Source organism: Streptomyces sp. NPDC055078 (genome assembly GCF_053607985.1).
The window spans coordinates 1-19,357 of the sequence record NZ_JBSGUP010000080.1 but is presented as its reverse complement, the minus strand read 5'-3'; the positions used below and the strand labels follow the sequence as shown (position 1 = coordinate 19,357).

The 19,357-nt window shown below is 70.6% G+C and carries 16 protein-coding genes and 3 pseudogenes; 17 read left to right on the top strand and 2 right to left on the bottom strand.

Annotation, left to right across the window (positions count from 1 at the left end):
- From ACWF94_RS10095 to ACWF94_RS10020, 16 genes and pseudogenes are all read left to right on the top strand, one after another.
- On the top strand, positions 1-614 hold a 614-nt coding region (locus tag ACWF94_RS10095), incomplete at its 5' end, for an SDR family NAD(P)-dependent oxidoreductase (protein WP_453486523.1).
- Positions 607-1,728, top strand: a complete 1,122-nt coding sequence (locus ACWF94_RS10090) for a MaoC/PaaZ C-terminal domain-containing protein (RefSeq protein ID WP_453486521.1) — start codon at positions 607-609, stop codon at positions 1,726-1,728. The genes ACWF94_RS10095 and ACWF94_RS10090, both read left to right, overlap by 8 nt.
- A complete protein-coding gene (locus tag ACWF94_RS10085; protein WP_453486519.1) occupies positions 1,721-2,857 on the top strand; it encodes a thiolase family protein in 1,137 nt (378 codons plus the stop codon). Before ACWF94_RS10090 ends, ACWF94_RS10085 begins: the two co-directional genes overlap by 8 nt.
- Positions 2,854-4,008 (top strand): hypothetical protein, encoded by a 1,155-nt coding sequence (locus ACWF94_RS10080; RefSeq protein ID WP_453486517.1) that lies wholly within the window; start codon positions 2,854-2,856, stop codon positions 4,006-4,008. The genes ACWF94_RS10085 and ACWF94_RS10080 overlap by 4 nt, the downstream gene beginning before the upstream one ends.
- 35 nt (positions 4,009-4,043) lie before the next feature.
- Positions 4,044-4,556, top strand: coding sequence for a VOC family protein (locus tag ACWF94_RS10075; RefSeq protein ID WP_453486516.1), 513 nt, complete (start codon positions 4,044-4,046; stop codon positions 4,554-4,556).
- Positions 4,553-5,359, top strand: coding sequence for an enoyl-CoA hydratase/isomerase family protein (locus ACWF94_RS10070; protein WP_453486513.1), 807 nt, complete (start codon positions 4,553-4,555; stop codon positions 5,357-5,359). The genes ACWF94_RS10075 and ACWF94_RS10070 overlap by 4 nt, the downstream gene beginning before the upstream one ends.
- A gap of 11 nt (positions 5,360-5,370) precedes the next feature.
- Positions 5,371-7,017: a hypothetical protein gene (locus tag ACWF94_RS10065; RefSeq protein WP_453486510.1), complete on the top strand. Its 1,647-nt coding sequence runs from the start codon at positions 5,371-5,373 to the stop codon at positions 7,015-7,017.
- Complete coding sequence (locus tag ACWF94_RS10060) at positions 7,017-8,189, top strand: CaiB/BaiF CoA transferase family protein (RefSeq protein WP_453486507.1); 1,173 nt, start codon at positions 7,017-7,019, stop codon at positions 8,187-8,189. The genes ACWF94_RS10065 and ACWF94_RS10060 overlap by 1 nt, the downstream gene beginning before the upstream one ends.
- Positions 8,190-8,499: 310 nt before the next feature.
- Positions 8,500-10,080, top strand: a complete 1,581-nt coding sequence (locus tag ACWF94_RS10055) for an ABC transporter substrate-binding protein (RefSeq protein WP_453486505.1) — start codon at positions 8,500-8,502, stop codon at positions 10,078-10,080.
- Positions 10,081-10,117: 37 nt separating this feature from the next.
- Entirely contained in the window at positions 10,118-11,056 is a 939-nt protein-coding gene (locus ACWF94_RS10050; protein WP_453486527.1) for an ABC transporter permease, read from the top strand.
- Positions 11,053-12,000 carry an ABC transporter permease gene (locus ACWF94_RS10045; RefSeq protein ID WP_453486502.1) on the top strand — a complete coding sequence of 316 codons (948 nt, stop codon included), beginning with the start codon at positions 11,053-11,055 and terminating at the stop codon, positions 11,998-12,000. The genes ACWF94_RS10050 and ACWF94_RS10045 overlap by 4 nt, the downstream gene beginning before the upstream one ends.
- The gene (locus ACWF94_RS10040) at positions 11,997-13,043 is read left to right on the top strand and encodes an ABC transporter ATP-binding protein (protein ID WP_453486500.1); all 1,047 of its coding nucleotides are present in this window, start codon (positions 11,997-11,999) and stop codon (positions 13,041-13,043) included. Before ACWF94_RS10045 ends, ACWF94_RS10040 begins: the two co-directional genes overlap by 4 nt.
- Entirely contained in the window at positions 13,040-13,867 is an 828-nt protein-coding gene (locus ACWF94_RS10035; protein ID WP_453486497.1) for an ATP-binding cassette domain-containing protein, read from the top strand. Before ACWF94_RS10040 ends, ACWF94_RS10035 begins: the two co-directional genes overlap by 4 nt.
- Positions 13,864-14,079, top strand: coding sequence for a hypothetical protein (locus ACWF94_RS10030; RefSeq protein WP_453486495.1), 216 nt, complete (start codon positions 13,864-13,866; stop codon positions 14,077-14,079). Before ACWF94_RS10035 ends, ACWF94_RS10030 begins: the two co-directional genes overlap by 4 nt.
- A 493-nt stretch (positions 14,080-14,572) precedes the next feature.
- Positions 14,573-15,226 (top strand): NADPH-dependent F420 reductase, encoded by a 654-nt coding sequence (npdG, locus tag ACWF94_RS10025; RefSeq protein ID WP_453486526.1) that lies wholly within the window; start codon positions 14,573-14,575, stop codon positions 15,224-15,226.
- A gap of 225 nt (positions 15,227-15,451) precedes the next feature.
- Positions 15,452-16,023, top strand: a pseudogene (locus ACWF94_RS10020) (transposase); the annotation flags it as partial.
- A 153-nt stretch (positions 16,024-16,176) separates the two neighbouring features.
- Here ACWF94_RS10020 and ACWF94_RS10015 read toward each other — a convergent pair.
- Positions 16,177-16,278, bottom strand: a pseudogene (locus tag ACWF94_RS10015) (nuclear transport factor 2 family protein); the annotation flags it as partial.
- A 357-nt stretch (positions 16,279-16,635) separates the two neighbouring features.
- A pseudogene (locus ACWF94_RS10010) lies at positions 16,636-16,892 on the bottom strand (HNH endonuclease); the annotation flags it as partial.
- Positions 16,893-17,207: 315 nt separating this feature from the next.
- Here ACWF94_RS10010 and ACWF94_RS10005 point away from each other — a divergent pair.
- Entirely contained in the window at positions 17,208-19,289 is a 2,082-nt protein-coding gene (locus ACWF94_RS10005) for a M4 family metallopeptidase (protein WP_453486493.1), read from the top strand.
- The last annotated feature ends 68 nt before the right edge of the window (positions 19,290-19,357 follow it).

Below are 19,357 nucleotides of genomic sequence, written 5' to 3'. Positions count from 1 at the left end.
GCGTCGAGGAGTGGGACGCCGTCCTGCGGGTCCACCTCCGCGGGCACTTCTGCCCCACGCGCGCCGTCGCCGAACACTGGCGGGCCCGGGGGAAGGCAGCAGGGCGGCTCGACGCCGTCCTCATCAACACCTCCAGTACCTCGGGCCTGCTGGGCAGCATGGGGCAGACGAACTATGCGGCGGCCAAGGCCGGCATCGCCGCGTTCACCCAGATCTGCCATCTGGAGCTGAACGAGCGGTACGGCGTGCGGGCCTACGCGATCGCGCCCGGCGCCCGGACCCGGCTCACCGAGAACACCCCTGGCGCCGCCGACGCGGTCGCTCCCCCGGACGACCCGTCGGTCTTCGACTTCTGGGATCCGGAGAACGTCGCCCCCCTCATCGCCTGGCTGTCCGCGGCCGGCTGCCCGGCGCCGTCCGGAGCCGTCTTCCTGGCCCAGGGCGACCAGGTCGGCCTGTTCCGGCCGTGGGAGATCCAGTCCATGGTCCGGGGCGGGGGCCGCTGGTCGTTCGAGGCCCTTGACGCGGCCGTGCCGACCCTGTTCGAACAGGCACCGGCGCCGCACTTCCCCGCCGGGGCGCAGTCCGCCGTCGAAGGTGCCACCCATGACTGATCACCCGCACCCGCTGGAGCTCCCCGCGCTCTCCATCACCGACATCGTGCGCTATGCGGGGGCGAGCGGGGACTTCAACCCCATTCACCACGACTCCGATCTGGCCACGGCGGCCGGGCAGCCCGGCGTCTTCGCCATGGGCATGCTGACCGCGGGCATCGTGACACCGCACGTCGAGGACATCGTCGCGGAGGGAGGCCGCGTCGAGATGCGCTTCCTGGACCGGGTATGGCCGGGACACCCGCTGACGATGTCGGTCGAGCGCGGCGAGGACCGGGCCACGGCGGAAGTGAGCAGCAACGGCAGGCCGGTGCTCCAGATCACCGCCCACCGCGGGGACGGCGACGCCGACTCCGCGAGCCCCGAGGGCACGCTGCTCGCCGACCCCTACGAGTGGGTCGTCGAACAGGGCGCGGTCCGCGCGTTCCGTGAGGCCACCCGGACCGGCGACGTCCCGTTCGGCCCGGGCGCCGCGGCACCGGCGATCTTCGCCGTCACCGCGCAGCGCTGGCGCAACTCGCAGGCGGACCTCATCGACCAGGTCGGGTTCGACGTCACGCGCATGCTGCACGGCAGCAGCTCGTTCGAGCTTGTCGGCGGCCCACTGATCGTCGGCGACACCTTCGAGGTGCGCGAGATCAAGACTCCGGTGACAGAGAAGGTGGGCCGGCGCGGCGGCCGCATGCGGAGCGTCGACATCGTCACCGAGGTGCGCACTCACGCGAACGAGCTCCGCTGCCGGGCCACGACACGGCTGCTCGAACTGGAGGCGCCGGCGGCGCCTCCCGCCGACGACCACCCGTTCCTCCGGCTCGATCCACCGCGATTGCTGGGCAGCCACGACGAGCTCACCGGCGAGACGTACTTCCCGCCGCGCGAGCTGAGTGTGGACGGGCGGCTCAGGGCGCTGCGGACCGTCGAACTCGCGCCCGCGGGCGTGCTGTACAGCTGGACCGAGATCGGCGGTGTCGGCTACGGGCAGATCGACCTGCCCGAGGGTGTGCGCGTGCAGGCGCCGCTGGGCGACGGCCCGCACGTGATCGGTGACCGTTACACGCTGGAAGCGTCCGCGACCGGTGAGGGCACCATGCGCTGGGGATACCACCATGACTGACATCTATGTGCTCGGCGCCGGCATGGCGCCTTTCGGCAAGCATCCGCTGGGGTCCGCCCCGCGCCTGGTGCGCGAAGCCGGGCTCGCGGCACTCGCCGACGCGGGCTGCACCTTCGCCGACATCGGAACCGTGTTCACCGGTTCGTGCCACCCGGCGTCGCCCCGCGGTGTGTATGTGATGAAGGAACTCGGCGTGACCGGGACCCCCCTTCAGCATGTCGAGAACGCGTCGGCGAGCGGGCTGGCCGCGATCCATGCGGCGGCGCACGCCATTCGCGCGGGTGAGGCCGAGATCGCGCTGGTGGTGGGCTTCGACGCCCCGGACTTCCCCATGGAGGTCCAGGACGTCGTCGACCGGGAGGGGCACATCCCGCCGGTCGCCCTGTTCGCCATGTGGGCTCATCGGCGCATGCACGAGGCCGGCACCCGGCCGGAGCACTTCGCGGCGATCGCGGCGAAGAACTGGAACTACGCCCGGGACAACCCGTACGCCGCGCGCCGGGCAGCCGAGCCGGTGACCGTCGAGCAGGTTCTGGCCAGCCGGGTCGTCGCCACGCCGCTGCACTCGATGATGTCCACGGCCTGGGGCGACGGCGCCGCCGCGGTCGTTCTCGGCACCGCCGAGGCGATGCGACGGTTCGCGAAGCCCGGCCGCCCGGCGGTACGTCTTGCGGCCTCGCAGTTGCAGTCCGAGACGTACACCCCGGGGCATGTGTTCGCCGGTGCCATCGTCGGCCCGCCGGAGATGACCAGGTCCACCGCACGTGCCGCGTACGAGCAGGCGGGTGTCGGCCCGGGAGACCTGGACACGGTGCAGGTGCACGACGCCTTCGCGGTCGAGGAACTGGTCTACGCCGAGCTGCTCGGCCTGTGCCGGGACGGCGAGGCCGAGTACTGGCTCGACAAGGGCGCGTTCGGTCCGGGCTCGCGGCAGCGCCTCGGCAAGCCCGAAATGAGCACCGACGGCGGGCTCATCGCCCGCGGGCACCCCGGTGGCCCCACGGGCGTCGCCCAGGTGTGGGAGACGGTGCGCCGCCTCCGGCTCGGGGACCGGCTGGGGCTGTGCCAGATGCTGGGCGCCGGGTCGGTCTGCTTCGTACAGGTGTACGAGAAGGTGGATGCGTCATGACCACAGCGGAGCTTCCCGCCCCCGAACTGCTGGGAATCCCGATGCACCCGGGCGGCCGGGTCGACATCTACTCGGGTGTGGCCCGCCGCTCCGGATGCATCTGGGCCAGCCTGCACCGGCCCGCCCGGCCGACCACGACGGCCCTGGTGGTCACGCACCCCAGCTCGAACTTCCTCGGGCACTACATTCTCCCGGAGCTCGCCCGGCTCGGGTACGCGGCCGTGGGGCTGAACACCCGCTACATCGCGAACGACAGCGCGCTGGTCGTCGAGAACTGCGTCCTCGACGTCGCCGCCGGCATAGCGCATCTGCGCGACATGGGGTTCGAGCGCGTCGTACTGATCGGCAACTCCGGGGGCGGCGGCCTCGCCGCCCTCTACCAGGCCGAGGCCGAGTCCCCGAGCATCACCGCGACACCCGCGGGCGACCCCCCGGACCTGACCGCGGTCGACCTGCCGCCGGCGGACGCCGTGGTGACCCTCATGGCGCACCCCGGGCGGGCCTCCGTGTTCACCGAGTGGCTCGATCCCGCAGTCGTCGACGAGAACGACCCGTTCCGGCGCGACCCGGAACTCGACCTGTTCGCCGAGCACAACAAGCCGCCCTACAGCCCGGAATTCCTCGCCCGCTACCGCGAGGCGCAGCGGGAGCGGAACTTCCGGATCACCGCGTGGGTCCGCGAACGGCTGGCCGAGATCGACAAACTGTCCGGCGGCCGCGTCGACGACCTTCCGTTCGTCGTCCACGGCACGTGCGCGGACCCCCGGTTCCTCGACCTCGGCCTGGACGCCAGCGACCGTGAGCCGGGGACACTCTGGGGCGATCCGTACACGGCGAATCTGATGCCCGCGACCCTGGGACACCTGACGAGCCTGCGCTCGTGGCTCAGCCAGTGGAGCCTGCGGGACTCCAACGCCGACGGGCCCCGGCAGCTCGCACGGGTCGGGGCCCCGGTGATGGTGGTCTACGGAACGGGCGACACCTCGTCGTTCCCCTCCCATGCCCGGGCCCTGTACGACGCGGTCGCCCACGACGACAAACAGCTCACCGCCATCGACGGCGCCAACCACTACTACCTCGGCCAGCCGGAACTGCTCCGGCAGGCCGCGTCGCGGATCGCCGAGTGGCTACGGCGGCACGGAATCAACTGAGTCCACTGCGGTGGCGCTTTCAGGAGGGAACCACAATGCGGACCGCCAAGTCGTTCAACCACATCGCCATGCCGACGAACGACACCCGGGCGACCCACGACTTCTACACGAAGGTCATGGGTTTCACGCTGGTGTCGGCCGTCCGTGAGGACGAGGTCCCCTCGACGCAGGACAAGACATCGTTCCTGCACACGTTTTTCGCCCTTGAAGACGGTAGCTGCATGGCCTTCTTCGACGTCAAGGGTGCCGACTACGCCCACCGTGACGACGGCGTTCCGAAGTGGATCCGCCATTTCGCCATGAACGTCGACTCCCAGGAGGAACTCGACTACTGGAAGCAGCGTCTCGCCTCATTCGGCATCGAGACGCTGGGCGTCGTCGACCACGAGGGCATCTGGCACTCGCTCTACTTCTTCGATCCGAACGGACTCCGCCTGGAGATCACCTGGCAGAGCAGGCCGCTCGGTCCGGAGGACGCGCAGAACGCGCTCGAACTCATCAACGAATGGGTCGCTGAGACCCAGCAGACTGGTGGTGGCACAGCATGACCGCAGAGGTCCTTCTCGTCGAAGAGCCCCGACCCCATGTCCGGCTCCTGACCCTCAACCGCCCGGCCCGCCTCAACGCCCTGAGCCCGGACCTGATCATCACGCTCACCCGTCAGCTGGACGAGCTCGCGCACAACCAGGATGTCCGCGTCGTAGTGATCACTGGCGCGGGCCGTGGCTTCTGCTCCGGTGCCGACCTGTCCGGCGAGGTCTTCCCGACGGGTGTCGAGGACCGGCCGGAGGCGCACTGGGCGGAGGTCCAGTCGTGGTACTCCGGGGTCATCGCCAGGCTCCGGCGCATTCCCCAGCCGGTGATCTCGGCGGTGAACGGGCCGTGTGTCGGCGGCGGGTTCTCCATCGCCATGGCCAGCGACATCCGCCTGGCGGCCGAGTCGGCGTACTTCGCGGCGGCGCAGATCAACATCGGCCAGGCCGTGTCCGAGATGGGCGCCAGCTATCTGCTGCCGCGGATCGTGGGCGGGCGGGCGACCGAGATTCTCATGACGGGACGCCGCGTACCGGCCGAGGAGGCCGAGCGCATCGGTCTGGTGAGCCGGATCTGCGCGGACGACGTCCTCGGATCCGCCCTGGAGACCGCCGAGGTCCTCGCTGCCAAGGCACCGCTCGCCTTGCGCCTGTCCAAGGAGGCCCTCAACGCCTCGATGGCGGCGGGGGGCCTGGAGGCGGCGCTGACGATGGAGGACCGCACACAGGTGTTGTGCGTCCTCACCGGTGACCTCGCGGAGGGGCAGCTCGCCTTCCAGCAGAAGCGCGCCCCCGAGTTCAGCGCCTCCGGCCGCTAGAGGAGTCAGGCATGTCCGACAGCGGCACCTTCGAAGGAAGAACATGGCCGTCGCGGTACGAGCTGTACGCGGCCGTGCGGCCGAGCGTCACGGCCGGCTGGACACTCGAAACACTGCGTGAGCCGTCCCGCCTTTTCGGGTCCAACGGCATCCGGGTGCACTCCGACGGACGGCTGTGGATCGCCGAACTCGTGGGCGACCAGATCAGCGCGTGGGACCCGGAGTCCGGTGAGCTCTCGATCGCGTCGCCCATGGGTTCGCTGCTCAGCGGTCCGGACGACGTGGCCTTCGACTCGGCGGGCACGGTGTACACGGCCGAGACCATGAACGGCCGGGTCAGCGGCCGGCGCGCGAACGGCGAGTACTTCGTCCTGATGGACGACTGCCCCTGCGCCAACGGCATCTGCGTCGATCCGCGTACGGACAAGCTGTACGTGGACGAGATGCGCGAAGGGGGGCGGATTCTGGAGGTCGACACCAGCCGCCCCAACACCTACCGCGTCATCGCCGAGGGACTCGACTGGCTGAACGCGCTGGAGATGGGGGACGACGGCCGGCTGTACGTTCCCCAGGTACTCGACGGCCGGGTCGTCTCCGTCGACCCGGACACCGGGGACGTCGAGGTCGCCGCCGACGGTTTCGTCTTCCCCACCGCCGCCAAGTTCGACGCGGCGGGCCGGCTGGTCGTCGGTGACGCCGGGACCGGTCGTATCACCGCCGTCGACCCGGCGACGGGCGAGCGTACGGTCCTGGCGGAACCGGGACAGGCCCTCGACAGCTTCGCGTTCGACGGAGCGGGCAACCTCTACGCCTCCAACTTCATCGACACCCGCGTGGTCCGGTACGCCGCGGGAACGGGCGAGATCGACCAGGTCGTCTCGGAGAGCGCCCTCATGGGCCCGTACCAGGTCGCGGCCCACGACGGTGGCGGCTACCTGGTCGCCGACTCGAACAGCATCTGCCATGTGTCGCCGACGGGCGAGATCTCCCGCCTGTCACGGCTGTTCTTCGACCAGCCGTTCGTGGCGATCGGTGCCCAGCAGGCCGACGGGAACCTGATCGCGCTGACCCAGGCGGGCGACGTGTTCCGCCGGGAGCGGGAAGGCGGCGACTGGCAGAAGCTCCTCGGCTCGTCCGGCGACGCGACCACGCAGTACCTCTCGGTCGAAGCCGACGGCGCGACCGCGATCGCCCTGCGCGACGGGGCCGTGCTCGCGGGCCTCGTCGACGGGAGCGTCGTGGCCCTCGGGCCGGACGGTGAGGTCACAGCGCGCTGGGAGACCGGCCTCGGGCCCCTGGTCGCGGTGGCGGGGCACGGCGACACCGTCGCCGCCTGCGAGGAGAAGTCCGGGACCGTCGTGCTCGTCGGCGACGGCACCCGGCGCGTCCTCGACGGATTCGAGGCGCCCGCCGCCGTGGCCGTCACCGGCGAAGCGCTGTTCGTCGCGCAGCGCCGCGGGGGTGGCGGGCGCATCGTGCACATCGACCTGGTGACCCTGCACCGGGAGGTGATCGCGGAGGGCCTGCCACTGGGGCTGCCCGCCGACGGCGTCAGCTACGGGCGCCGCCCGTCCCTGCTCATCGACGCGGACGGTTCCCTCGTCGTGGGATGCGACGGCGACGGCACCATCCGGCGCCTGGCGCGGACGGGCACCTGATGACCGGGCCCCTCGGCGGATACCGCGTCCTCGACCTGACACGGCTGCTCCCGGGCGCACATCTGACCTCGATGCTCGCGGCCCTGGGCGCGGAGGTGATCAAGGTCGAGACCGTGGACGGCGGGGATCCGATGCGGCAGATGGAACCGCGGATCGGTGCGCACTCCTCCGCGGAGTGGATGCTGACCCGGGGCCGGAAGTCGGTCGCGCTCGACCTCAAGACCCCCGAGGGCCTGGACGCGTGCCTACGGCTCGCCGCCGCCTGCGACGTGGTCGTCGACGGGTTCCGGCCGGGTGTCGCCGAGCGACTCGGGCTGGGACACGCCGACCTGACCCGGGTCAACCCGGCGCTGGTGTTCGTGCGTCTGACCGGCTACGGCGCCTACGGCGAGGACAGCCGGGCGGCGGGACACGACCTCAACTACGTCGCGTCCACGGGCCTGCTCCACCCGGGGCCGGAGGCCGGAGGCACACCCGCGCCTCTGGCGGTGCCGGTCGCCGACCTGGCGGGAGCCACGACGGCGGCGGTCGGGCTGCTGGCCGCCCTCCTGCGTGCCGCGCGGACGGGCGAGGGCAGTTGTGTGGAGGTCGCCATGCGCGATGTCGTCATGAGCTGGCTGTCCAACTCGATCGGCGAGTACTGGGCGAGGGGTCAGGTGCGGCCCGTCGCGGACGGCCCGCTCGGCGGGGGCCTGCCCTGCTATCGCGTGTATGTGTGTGCCGACGGGCGGTGGCTGGCGGTCGCCGCGCTGGAGCCGAAGTTCTGGCAGGCGTTCTGCTCCGTCATCGACCGCCCCGACCTGGTGGGGCGAGGGCACGACCCGCATGCCGTCGCCGAGGTCGAGCGGGCCTTGCGCCGTCACAGCCTGGACGACTGGTGCGAGGCGTTCCGCGACGTGGACGCGTGTGTGACCCCGGTCGTCGACGTGGCCGAGGCCCTGGAGCGCGAGACGACGACCGCGGACGGCATGGTGCGTCGCGCCCCCTCGCATCCCGCCCCCGAACTCGCTGTGCCCATAAGGCTGAACGGCGAGTTCGTCCACCTCCCCGGGCGGCCCTCCCGGCTCGGCGAGCACACCGAGACCGTGCTGGAGGAGATCGCCGGCTGCACTTCCGAGGAAACAGCCGGCCTGCTCAGCCGGGGGATCGCCAAAGCGTCCTCCCGCGGCTGACGTCCGCCCCTATCCCGGCCCCCGGGGCTCGCCCCGGGCTCCCCCTGCGCCCTCACCCCGAAAGTCCTCCGCATGGTGACAGCTCCCGGAATCAGCGAGGAGAACACCGCCGGGCCACCGAGCCCCCCGTTGCCGACCCCCTGATCCCAGGATGCCCGCGGTCACCCAGAACTCGGCCGGCGCCCTTCGGGTGGCCGGGCTCCGGACCCCCGAAGAACAGCGGCCCGGGGCGTATCAGCACGATTCGTCACGACCTTTCCCGAGCGCTACCTGCCCCAATCGCACGTGAGTTCATGAGTGGAGAACACCGATGGCTCGTACCAGATGGATCCGAACCCTGGTGTCGGTCGGCGCGGTCGCGTCGCTGACACTCGGCTGCTCCGCCGGCCAGCGCGGCGCCGGCTCCGCCTCGGGCGGTGAGCCGGACCGCGGGGCCACCCTGCGGATCGGCTACGGCGGACCCACGCAGTCGCTGGACCCGGCGAAGCAGGCCCTGCCGACCTCACAGCCGGCCACCTTCCTGATCTACGACCGGCTGACATCGCTGGACGACAAGTTCACCGCGCGACCCATGCTCGCGGAGTCGTGGCAGTTCGCCCCCGACGGCACCCATCTGGAGCTGAAGCTCCGCCCCGGGATCACCTTCCACGACGGAACCCCCGTGGACGCCGCGGCGGTGAAGAAGAACCTGGAACGCAACAAGAACCTTCCCGGCAGCACCGTCGCCTTGATGCTGGAGGACATCACGTCGGTGGACGTGGTGAACGCGACCACGGTCCGGCTCAACCTCAAGAAGGGGCGGGGGGCCAGCCTGCCGCGGGTCCTGTCCTCCAACGCGGGCGAGATCATCAGCCCGAAAGCCCTGGCAGACGGGCGGGACCTGGCCCTGTCGCCGGGCGACGCCGGTTCGGGCCCCTACCTGGTGAAGGAGTTCCGGCCCAACGAGACCGTCGTGCTGGAGCGCGCCCCGGGCAAGTACTGGGACACCAAAGCAGCCCTGCCCAAGCGGGTCGAGATCTCGTTCGTAGCCGCGGCAGCCACCCGCATCAACGCCCTGCGCGCTGGCCAGCTCGACGTCGCGCACATCCTGGGCGCGGACGTGGAGACCGCGGAGAAGCTGGCCGGCGGCGGCAGTTTCAAGACACACAAGGTCTCGGTCCTCTCCCAGCAGGCGCTCTACCTGCGCAGCAGCGACCCGAAGTTCGCCGACCCGCGGGTGCGGCAGGCAATCAGTCTGGGCATCAACCGCAAGGAGATCTCCGAGCAGTTGCTCGGAGGGAACTGCGAGCCGCTCGTCCAGCCCTTCCCGGCAGGCCACTGGGCCCACGCACCCGGACTGGAGGGCCGTATGGCGCACGATCCGAAACGGGCCAAGAAGCTCCTCGCCGATGCCGGGGTGACATCACTGACGTTCAAACTCGACGTGGCCGCCTCGTCCGCGTTCGAGCAGGTCGCACAGGTGGTGCAGAGCCAGCTCGCGCCGCTCGGGATCAAGGTGGAACTCGCGCCGCTGCCCTCCAGCGATTCCGATGCCGCCTACCGCGAGGGTCGATACCCCGCGTACCTGGGCCCCGTCTCCGCCGTGGCCGACCCGAGCCAGCTCCTCGACACCACCTACCTCGGCCCGCTCGGCGGGGCGGACGCGGTGCGCGACAAGGTGCGGCCGCTCGCGGACCAGGCCGAGGACCCGACGCTCACCCAGGCACAGCGCGGCGACCTCTACCGGCAGATCTGGACGAACGCCGCCGAGCAGGCCACCCTCATCAACATCTGCTCGACGAAGCAGGTCTGGGCCTACGCGCCGAAGGTCACCGGCGTGGAGTCCATGCCGTGGACGCAGGCCGGGCTGTTCGACGCCCGGTACCTCCAGGTGACGGGTTCGGGTCGGTGAGACCGCGCCCCGGTGCGGAGTGGAGGGCCGCGCCGTGATGAGCCTGGTCCTGCGCCGGTTCGGGGTGACGGTGCCCCTCGCGCTGCTGGTCTCGTTCCTCGTCTTCCTGATGATCGACTTCGTTCCGGGTGATCCGGCACTGCGGCTCGCGGGCGAGAACCCGACACCGGAGCGGGTGGAGCAGGTGCGGGAACAGCTGCGGCTCTCCGACCCGCTGCTCTCCCGGTATCTGTCCTGGCTGGGCGGCGCCGTGACCGGAGACTTCGGCCGGTCCCTGACCACAGAACAACAAGTCGGGTCGCTGCTGTGGGAACGGCTGGGCGTGACCACCTCGCTGATCCTGGTCTCGGTCGTGGTCATGGTGCTGGCAGGATCGGCACTCGGGGTGGCCGCGGCCGTCCGTCCGGGTGGCGCACTGGACCGCGTGGTCACCACCGTGTGCTCGGTGCTGGTGGCGGTGCCGTCCTTCTGGCTCGCGATGCTGCTGGTGGTGTTCTTCGCGGTCGACCGGAACCTCTTCCCGGCCCTCGGCTACGCGCCACTCGCCGACGGCGCGACCGCATGGATGCATCACCTGGTGCTGCCGGCCGTCACCCTGGCGGCGACTCCGGCGGCGGAGGTAGCCCTCCAACTGCGGGCATCGATGACCGAGGTCCTGCAGCGTGACTACGTCCTGGCGGCCAACGCCAGAGGTCTCGGGCGGGCGTCCGTGGTCGCAAAGCACGCCCTGAAGAACGCCGCGGGCCCGTCGTCGACGGTCCTCGGATTCCGGCTCGCGGAGATGATCGGCGGCGCGGTCGTGATCGAGACGGTGTTCACCCTCCCCGGGCTCGGCCCGCTGGCCGTGGACAGTGTGCTGGTCGGGGACGTGCCGGTCCTGCTGGGCGTGGTGGTGATCAGCGTGCTGTGGGTGGCGCTGTTCAACCTGCTCACCGACCTCTCGCATCTGTATCTCGATCCGAAGGGACGCACATGAGCCAGCACCCGGCCCACCGGCCCGGCCAGGATCACGGCGTCGTCGTCAAGGACGCCTCGGCCACGGTGCTCTCCGCCGAGGAGGGCGCCGGCCCCCGGCCGCCGTCGGCCACCCGCCGGTTCCTGCGCGACCCGGTGGCCGTGGCCTCGCTCGTCTGCCTCGTTCTGCTCATCCTCGCCGCGGCGTTCGCACCCGTGCTCACCTCGTACGACCCGATCGCGCAGAACCTGCAATCGCGCCTTCGGCCGCCGAGTGGCGAACACTTGCTGGGCACGGACGAACTGGGCCGCGACCAACTGAGCCGACTGCTGTACGGGGCCCGCGTCTCCCTGCTCGCCGCGACGCAGGCCGTGGCCATCGGGGCACTGATCGGCGTGCCGCTCGGCGTGGTCGCCGGCTACCTGGCCGGAGCCGCCGACGCCGTCCTCGGCCGGGTCATGGACGTGCTGATGAGCGTGCCCGGGATCGTGCTGGCACTGACCGTGGTGGCGGTACTCGGCCGCAACATCACCACCGCGATGGTGGCGGTCGGCATCATCCTGGTACCCCGGTTCCACCGGGTGGCGCGCGCCGCCACCCGGGATCTGCGGAACGAGACGTTCATCGAGGCGAGCCGCACCATCGGATGTACTCCTGGCCGCGTGATCGGGCGGCACGTGTTCCCCAACATCCTGCCGGTGCTGGTCGTCCAGATGTCGATCACCCTGGGCGTCGCGGTCACGGCGGAGGCGAGCCTGAGCTTCCTCGGGCTCGGGGTGCACCCACCGGAGCCGAGCTGGGGCTCGATGCTCAGCACGGCCTTCTCGAACATGACCGTGGCCCCCTACCTGGTGTACGCGCCCGGGATCGCCATCACGTTCACCGTGCTGGCCCTGACCCTGGCCGGTGACGGGCTGCGCAAGGCGATCCGGATCCGCCGGGGCGCGGAAAGGAAACCGTCATGACCTCTTTCGTGGACGCGAACGCGGGGCCTCCCGCCGGCGGTTCGGCCGCCGGGGGCAAGCCGCTGCTCACCGTGAGCGGCCTCGGTGTGGAATTCGGAACCCCTCGCGCACCGGTGAGCGTGGTGCAGGACGTCTCGTTCTCGGTGAACGAGAACGAGACCGTGGGCCTGGTCGGGGAGTCCGGCTCCGGCAAGACAGTGTCGTGCCTGGCCGCGCTCGGCCTCATCGAGGAACAGGGCGGCAGGCGCGTGGCCGGTTCCGTGCACCTGCGGGACACCGAGCTGACCGCGCTGTCGGCACGGGCGCTGCGGCGCATTCGAGGCGCTCGCATCGGGATGATCTTCCAGCAGCCGATGCGAAGCCTGAACCCCGCCTTCACGGTCGGCGAACACATCGCCGAGACCCTACGCCGCCATCGCCGCCTGAGCCGTCGCGCGGCCTGGCAACGGGCCGTCACCCTGCTCGACCGGGTGCACATCGCGGACGCGGCACGGCGCGCGCACGACTACCCGCACCAGTTCAGCGGCGGCATGTGCCAACGAGTCATGATCGCCGTCGCTCTCGCCTGCGACCCGGAACTGCTGATCGCGGACGAGCCGACGACCGCGCTGGACGTGACCGTGCAGGCCCGCATCCTCGAACTGCTCCGGGAAGTCCGTGCGGAGTCCGGCATCTCGGTCGTGATGATCAGCCACGACCTCGGCGTGATCGCCGAGGTGTGCGACCGGGTCGTGGTGATGTACGCCGGGCAAGTCGTCGAGTCCGCGGGCGTCGACGAGTTGTTCCGGCATCCGCGCCACCCGTACACGGCCGGCCTGATCGCGTCGATCCCCCGCGTGGGGCAGGGACGCCGGCTCACGGCGATCCCCGGGCGGGTCCCGTCACCGGACGAGATACAGGCGAACTGCCGGTTCCATACGCGCTGTGGGCACTACCGGGAGACGGTGTGCGACGAACCCGCCGAGCTGCGGATGCTCTCCGCGGGCGGCGTTCGCTGCCACCGGGCGGACGAACTGTCGCTGGAAGGAGTGGTGGGCCCATGAGCCTGCTTGAGGTCACGCGGCTGTCCAAGTCGTATGTGCGCAAGCGCGACATGACAGGCCGCGCGGTGGCTCACCACCACGCGGTACGGGACGCCTCTCTGCACCTGGAGGCCGGGGAGACTCTCGCAGTGGTCGGTGAGTCGGGCGCGGGGAAGTCCACCCTCGGGCGGCTCGTTCTGCGCCTGATCGAACCCGACCGGGGTACGGTCGTCTTCGACGGGACCGACGTCGCACAACTGGGACGACGAGAACTGCGCGGCCTGCGCCGCCGCATGCAGATGATCTTCCAGGATCCGCACAGCTCGCTCGACCCGCGCGTCCCGGTCGGTGTCTCCGTGGCCGAACCGCTGCTGGTCCACTTCGGCACGGGACGCGCGGAACGTGAACGGCGCGCGGTCGATCTGCTCGACCGGGTCGGGCTGTCCCGCGCGACGGCACATCGGCATCCCGGGGAACTGTCCGGCGGCCAGTTGCAGCGCATCGCGATCGCCCGGGCCCTCGCGCTGGAACCGGCACTCATCGTCTGCGACGAGCCGGTCGCCGCGCTCGACATGTCGGTCCGCGCGCAGGTCCTCAACCTCATGAGCGACCTGCAGAGCGAACTCGGGCTGGCCTACCTGTTCATTTCCCACGACCTCGCACTCGTCGAGGTCATCGCCGACCGCGTCGCGGTCATGCGTCAGGGCGAGATCGTGGAGACCGGGACCACCGCGGACATCTACCTCCGTCCGCGGCACGAATACACACGCGAACTCCTGGCCGCGGTGCCGGTGCCACTTCCGCCGTCCATGCGCGAACGCCATGAAAAAGGCCCACCGGAGTGAAGGGCTGGTGCGGCTTCTGCGCCGCCGAGTCCATGGCCGCCGAGTCCATCGACGTCACCGTGACGGCCATGTCGAGCTTCTATGAGTGGCTGGACACGGTGGCAGCCCGGTGGCTCGTTGCCGCCGAGGGCTCTGGGGTCAAGTCAGCGGCGGACCTCGAAGGCGAGAAGGCGGGCACCGGGATGGGTACAGCCGCGTCGGCGTGCCACTGATCACCCTGGCCTGCGACAAGGCCCACCCTGACGAGGCGGCCCCGGGGTGTCACGGAACACGGGGGTCGGCATGGAAGGCGCGGTTCTGAACGTCGAACGGTCGGCGGCGGCACACTCCCCCGATCGGCCGGTGGCGTTCGCCCGGGTATCGGGGCCGTCACCGCGTTCCAGGGCTGGGACGAGAGCGCGCCGATGCCCGCCCAGTTCGTCGCCGGAGCCGCCGAGAAGTACGGCAAGTGGCACAGCCCGAACACCGATGTCCTGGCGAAGACGGCACTCACGTCCCAGCGTCACGCGCGGACTAACCCCCTCGCGGTCTTCCGCGCGCCGCTCATCGAATCCGGGACCCACAGCGCACACCCGCACCGTGCCGAGGCGACTTTCCACCCAACACGACATCGAAGGACGTACCCAGATGAGCACCACACCCGAATCCGCCGCCACAGCCGAAACCGGCCCAGTGCACAATACAGAAACACGGACCGCCTGGGAGATGCCGGACGTGTCCGGTCTTGCGGTCGGAGTGCTCGGCGGCACGGGCGATCAGGGCCGCGGCCTTGCCTACCGCCTGGCGCGGGCCGGGCAAAAGGTGATCATCGGCTCCCGGGCCGCCGAGCGTGCCCGGGCCGCGGCGGACGAACTGGGGCTGGGCGTCGAGGGCGCGGACAACGCCGAGTGCGCGCGGCGCAGCGATGTGGTGATCGTCGCGGTGCCGTGGGGCGGGCACGCCAGGACCCTGGAATCACTGCGCGATGAGCTGACCGGCAAGCTCGTCGTCGACTGCGTCAACCCCCTCGGCTTCGACAAGCAGGGTGCCTACGCGCTCAAACCCGACGAGGGCAGCGCCGCCGAACAGGCCGCCGCCCTGCTCCCCGGCTCCCGGGTCACCGCCGCCTTCCACCATTTGTCCGCCGTCCTCCTCCAGGACGCCACGATCGACGAGATCGACACCGATGTGATGGTCCTCGGCGAATCCCGCGCCGACACCGACCTCGTCCAGGCCCTGGCGGCCCGTATCCCCGGCATGCGCGGAGTCTTCGCCGGACGCCTGCGCAACGCCCACCAGGTCGAGTCCCTGGTCGCCAATCTGATCTCCGTCAACCGCCGCTACAAGGCCCACGCCGGCCTCCGCATCACCGATGTGTAGCCACCGACAAGGCATGCGGGTGGAGGTTTGGTCGTCAAGGGGGAGTGCTACCGGATGAACACAATGAAAGCGCATCACCTGACCTCGAACCGGTTGATTCGATACCAGCTCTGAGCTTGTTCCTTATCTACCAAGATCTTCCGGGCTCGCCGATGGCCGTGAGGGTCTCGGGGCGTTCGACGGTCTTGCCGACGTCGTAGCGGGGTGCTCGGTGCCGCGGCTCCAATGGTTCCCTTCGGCCGCGAGGCGTTACGCGGCCTGCTCGCCCGCCGTGGAGTCACCTTCCAGCGCACCAGGACCTGGAAGGAATCCACCGACCCCGATACTTCCACGGCCGCTACCCGGTCGGCGACGACATGTTGTGGGGCGTCAACCGCCGCAAGAAAGGTGCCGCGAACACGCTGGCCGCACTCAAGTCGATCCGCGCCGCCCGGCCCGACGGCGCCCCCATCTACGTGATCCTGGACAACCTGTCCGCCCGCAAAGGCACCGGCATCCGCCGCTGGGCTACAAAGCACAAGGTCGAGCTGTGCTTCACCCCGGCCTACGCCTCCTGGGCCAACCCCATCGAGGCCCACTTCGGACCGCTGAGGCAGTTCACCATCGCCAACTCCAACCACCCCAACCACACCGTGCAGACACGGGCCCTGCACGCCTGTCTACGCCGGTGCAACGCCAACGCCAACGCCAACGCCCGCCACCGTGACGTCCTGGCCGCCGAACGCAAGGAACGCGCCCGCATCCGAAGCGAGAAGGGCATCCGTCGGGGCGGACGCCCCCTCGACACCGCAGCCTGACCAACCGCGAACTTGCACAGCCACAGCGCATCATCGGTCCGCTCGTGGCCAAGCGCGGACGGCCGAAGCGTTGTGAAGATGATCTCGGCTGGGCAGACCCGGAGCCCCGAACGGGGCCGGTTCAGGAGAAGGACGGCGCCAGAGGAGAACGACTCAGGAGGCGGACGGCTCGATCTCCCCCGCGAAGACGATGACCTGGTCGATGAGGCTGTGCCGCAGATGGACGACGTCCGTTCCCGCCAGGCGGGGGCCTCCCCCAACAGGAAGCTGTTGATGCTCTGGTGAGTCCAGTGCTGGGCCGTGGGGTCTCGGATCCATGGCCGCTGCAGGCACGCTCGCTGTCGAAGGCCAGGAAGCGGAGGTAGGCGGCGAAGTCCGGCCTCTCGGTGTGCCCGCATCCCGAAACATCGACTCCTGGGAGCAGGTGGAATCCCGAGCTCGACGATCCGGCATGGGTCGAATGGAAGGGTGCCGACCCGCATCACTGGACAGCCGCCTGACGCCGACCAACCGTCGAGCAGTGTTCGGAGGTGTCTGTCCCGTCTCAAATGATCTGGTCGGCGGGTCTCAGGCGCAGGACTCCGTCGCGCCGACCGACGGGGCAACAGCCCGCTAGGGTGCGGGCTCGTACTCCACCACCGTGCCCGTGCAGCCCGCGGCCAGGGAGTACAGCCGATCCTGTTCCGCCTCGTCGGCGGCGAGGTTCCAGCGGAGTTTGGTGGCGGTCCACTCCGTGATGTACCGGCAGTGGGCTTCGGCGGACGAGGGAGCCATTGGGCGGGGACCTGGTCGGCCTTGGAGCGGTTGGAGCGGGCGGTCACCGCGACCAGCGAGGCTGCCTGGCCCTGGTCGTTGGCGTAAGCCGCCCGTGCTCCCGGGCCCTGTACAGAGCCCGGGACGAAGTGAGCCCGGGGCTACGGGCAGGCCCGGAGGCTTCCGCCGGGCCGGAGAAGACAGGGATGAGTTACGGCCAATCCGCCGCATCACTCGTGTCATACCGGCGTCTCAAAGGGCACGCTTCCCGTGCCACTTGTCACACCCGCCCCAGCAGTCTCTACCCGTAACGGGCACCCCTGTGCCCTCACGGTGGGCCACACGCGTGCCCGCACACTCCCGCCCGTCCGGCAGAACGGCGGGCGGGCCCGACCCCGGCCGTGACACACGGCCGTCACCGAGGAGTTCGGATGAGACGACTGTCCCGCAGAGCACCGGCCGCCGCGGTACTCCTGACCGGCACCGCCCTCCTGGCGGTGGCCCTGCCGCCCGCGACCGCCGGGGCCGCACCCCCCACGCCCGCCGCCGCGGTCCCCCGCGCCGGAGCGCTGCCCGTGGCCCTCAGTCCGGCCCGGCAGGCCGCCCTCCTCGCGGACGCCACCGCGGCCCGCGCCACCACCGCGGCCACGCTCGGCCTGGGGCGCGCGGAGCAACTCGTGCCGCGGAGCGTCCTCCAGGACGCCGACGGCACCCTGCACACCCGCTATGAACGCACCTATGACGGGTTACCCGTCCTGGGCGGCGATCTGGTCGTCCACACCGCACCGTCCGGTGCCACCAAGGGCGTGACCAGGGCGACCGGGGCCCGGATCGCTGTCCCCAGTACCAGCCCGGCCCGCAATGCCACCTCCGCCAGGACGTCGTCCCTGGCGGCGGCCAAGGAGGAGGGCACCAAGGGCGCGGCACTCGGCCGGGCTCCCCGCAAGGTCGTCTGGGCGGTCGGAGGCCGGCCGGTCCTCGCCTGGGAAACCGTGGTCCACGGCACCCAGCCCGACGGAACGCCCAGCGAACTCCACGTCGTCACCGACGCGACCACCGGCGCCGAACTCAGCCGCCGCGAGGCCGTGCTCAATGCTGCCGGTGACACCCGGAGCGTACCCGGAGCCACCGGCCGCGACCTCCGCAAAGCTCAGAGGAAGGGGAGTGGGAACGGGACCGGATACAGCCGGTACAGCGGCAAGGTCAAGCTGGGCACCTCCCGCTACGGTTCCCTGTACAACATGACCGACAGCGCCCGGGGCGGGCACCGGACGTACGACCTCATGAACGACCCGTACGGCGACAGCAGCGGCGATCTCGTCACCGACACCGACAACATCTGGGGCGACGGCACCTCGGCGAACCGGCAGACCGACGCGGTCGACGCCGCCTACGGAGCCCAGGTCACCTGGGACTACTTCGCCCAGGTGCACGAACGCTACGGCGTCAGGAACGACGGCGACGGCGGGTCCGCCAAGGTGCACCGGCAGGGCATCCGTGGCGCCTTCTGGCAGGACTCCTGCTTCTGTGTGACCTACGGCGACGGCGGCACCAGCCCGTACACCTCCATCGACATGGCGGCCCACGAAATGGCGGCCGGCCTCATCTCCCGCACCGCGAAGCTGGGCTACTACGGCGAGTCCAACGGACTGGCGGAGGCGACCAAGGACATCTTCGCCTCATCCGTGGAGTTCCACGCCGACAACTCGCACGACCCGGGCGACTACCTCACCGGCGAGGAGGTCGACTCGGGCGGCCTCAACCACTATCCGCGCCATATGGACCGGCCCGCGCAGCAGCTCAGGGGCACGAACTACTGGCACCCCCGTATCTCCTCCAGCACCCATGGGCACTACATGGCCGGCCCGGCCACTCACTGGTTCTATCTGGCCTCCGAGGGCAGCGGCCCCAAGACCGTCAACGGTGTCGCCTATGACAGCCCCACCCACGACGGACTGCCCGTCGCCCCCATCGGTCGCGCCGCCGCCGAGAGGATCTGGTACCGGGCCCTCACCCTCTACATGACCTCCACCACCGACTACGCCGGGGCCCGCACCGCCACCCTCGCCGCCGCCGCGGACCTCCACGGGGCGTCCTCACCGACCTATCGCAAGGTGATGGACGCCTGGGGCGCGGTCAACGTCGGCACCCGGCCCGACGGCCCCGCCCCCAGGCCGCCCGGCCCCGTCTTCGAGAACACCACCGACGTCCCCCTGCCCGCCCATCCCGCGACGGCCGAATCGCCGATCACCGTCACCGGAGTCCCCGGGAAGGCGCCCACCATCCTCGTCGTGGACGTGAATGTCGCCGAATCCTCGCCGCTGATGGAACTGGTGGCACCGGACGGCACCGCCTATCCCCTCGTGAACGGACCCTGGAGCGAGAACGGGCCCACCATCGCCACCACCGGCGTCGACGCGTCCTCCGAGACCGCCAACGGCACCTGGAAGCTCCGGGTGCGGGCCGGAGGCGGCTACCGGCCCTTCATCGACAGTTGGAAGCTGTCCTTCTGACCCTGCTGACCCGGTGACCAGCGCGCCGTCCGGATCCTGACACGGGGGCGGCGGCCGGACCTCTCTGT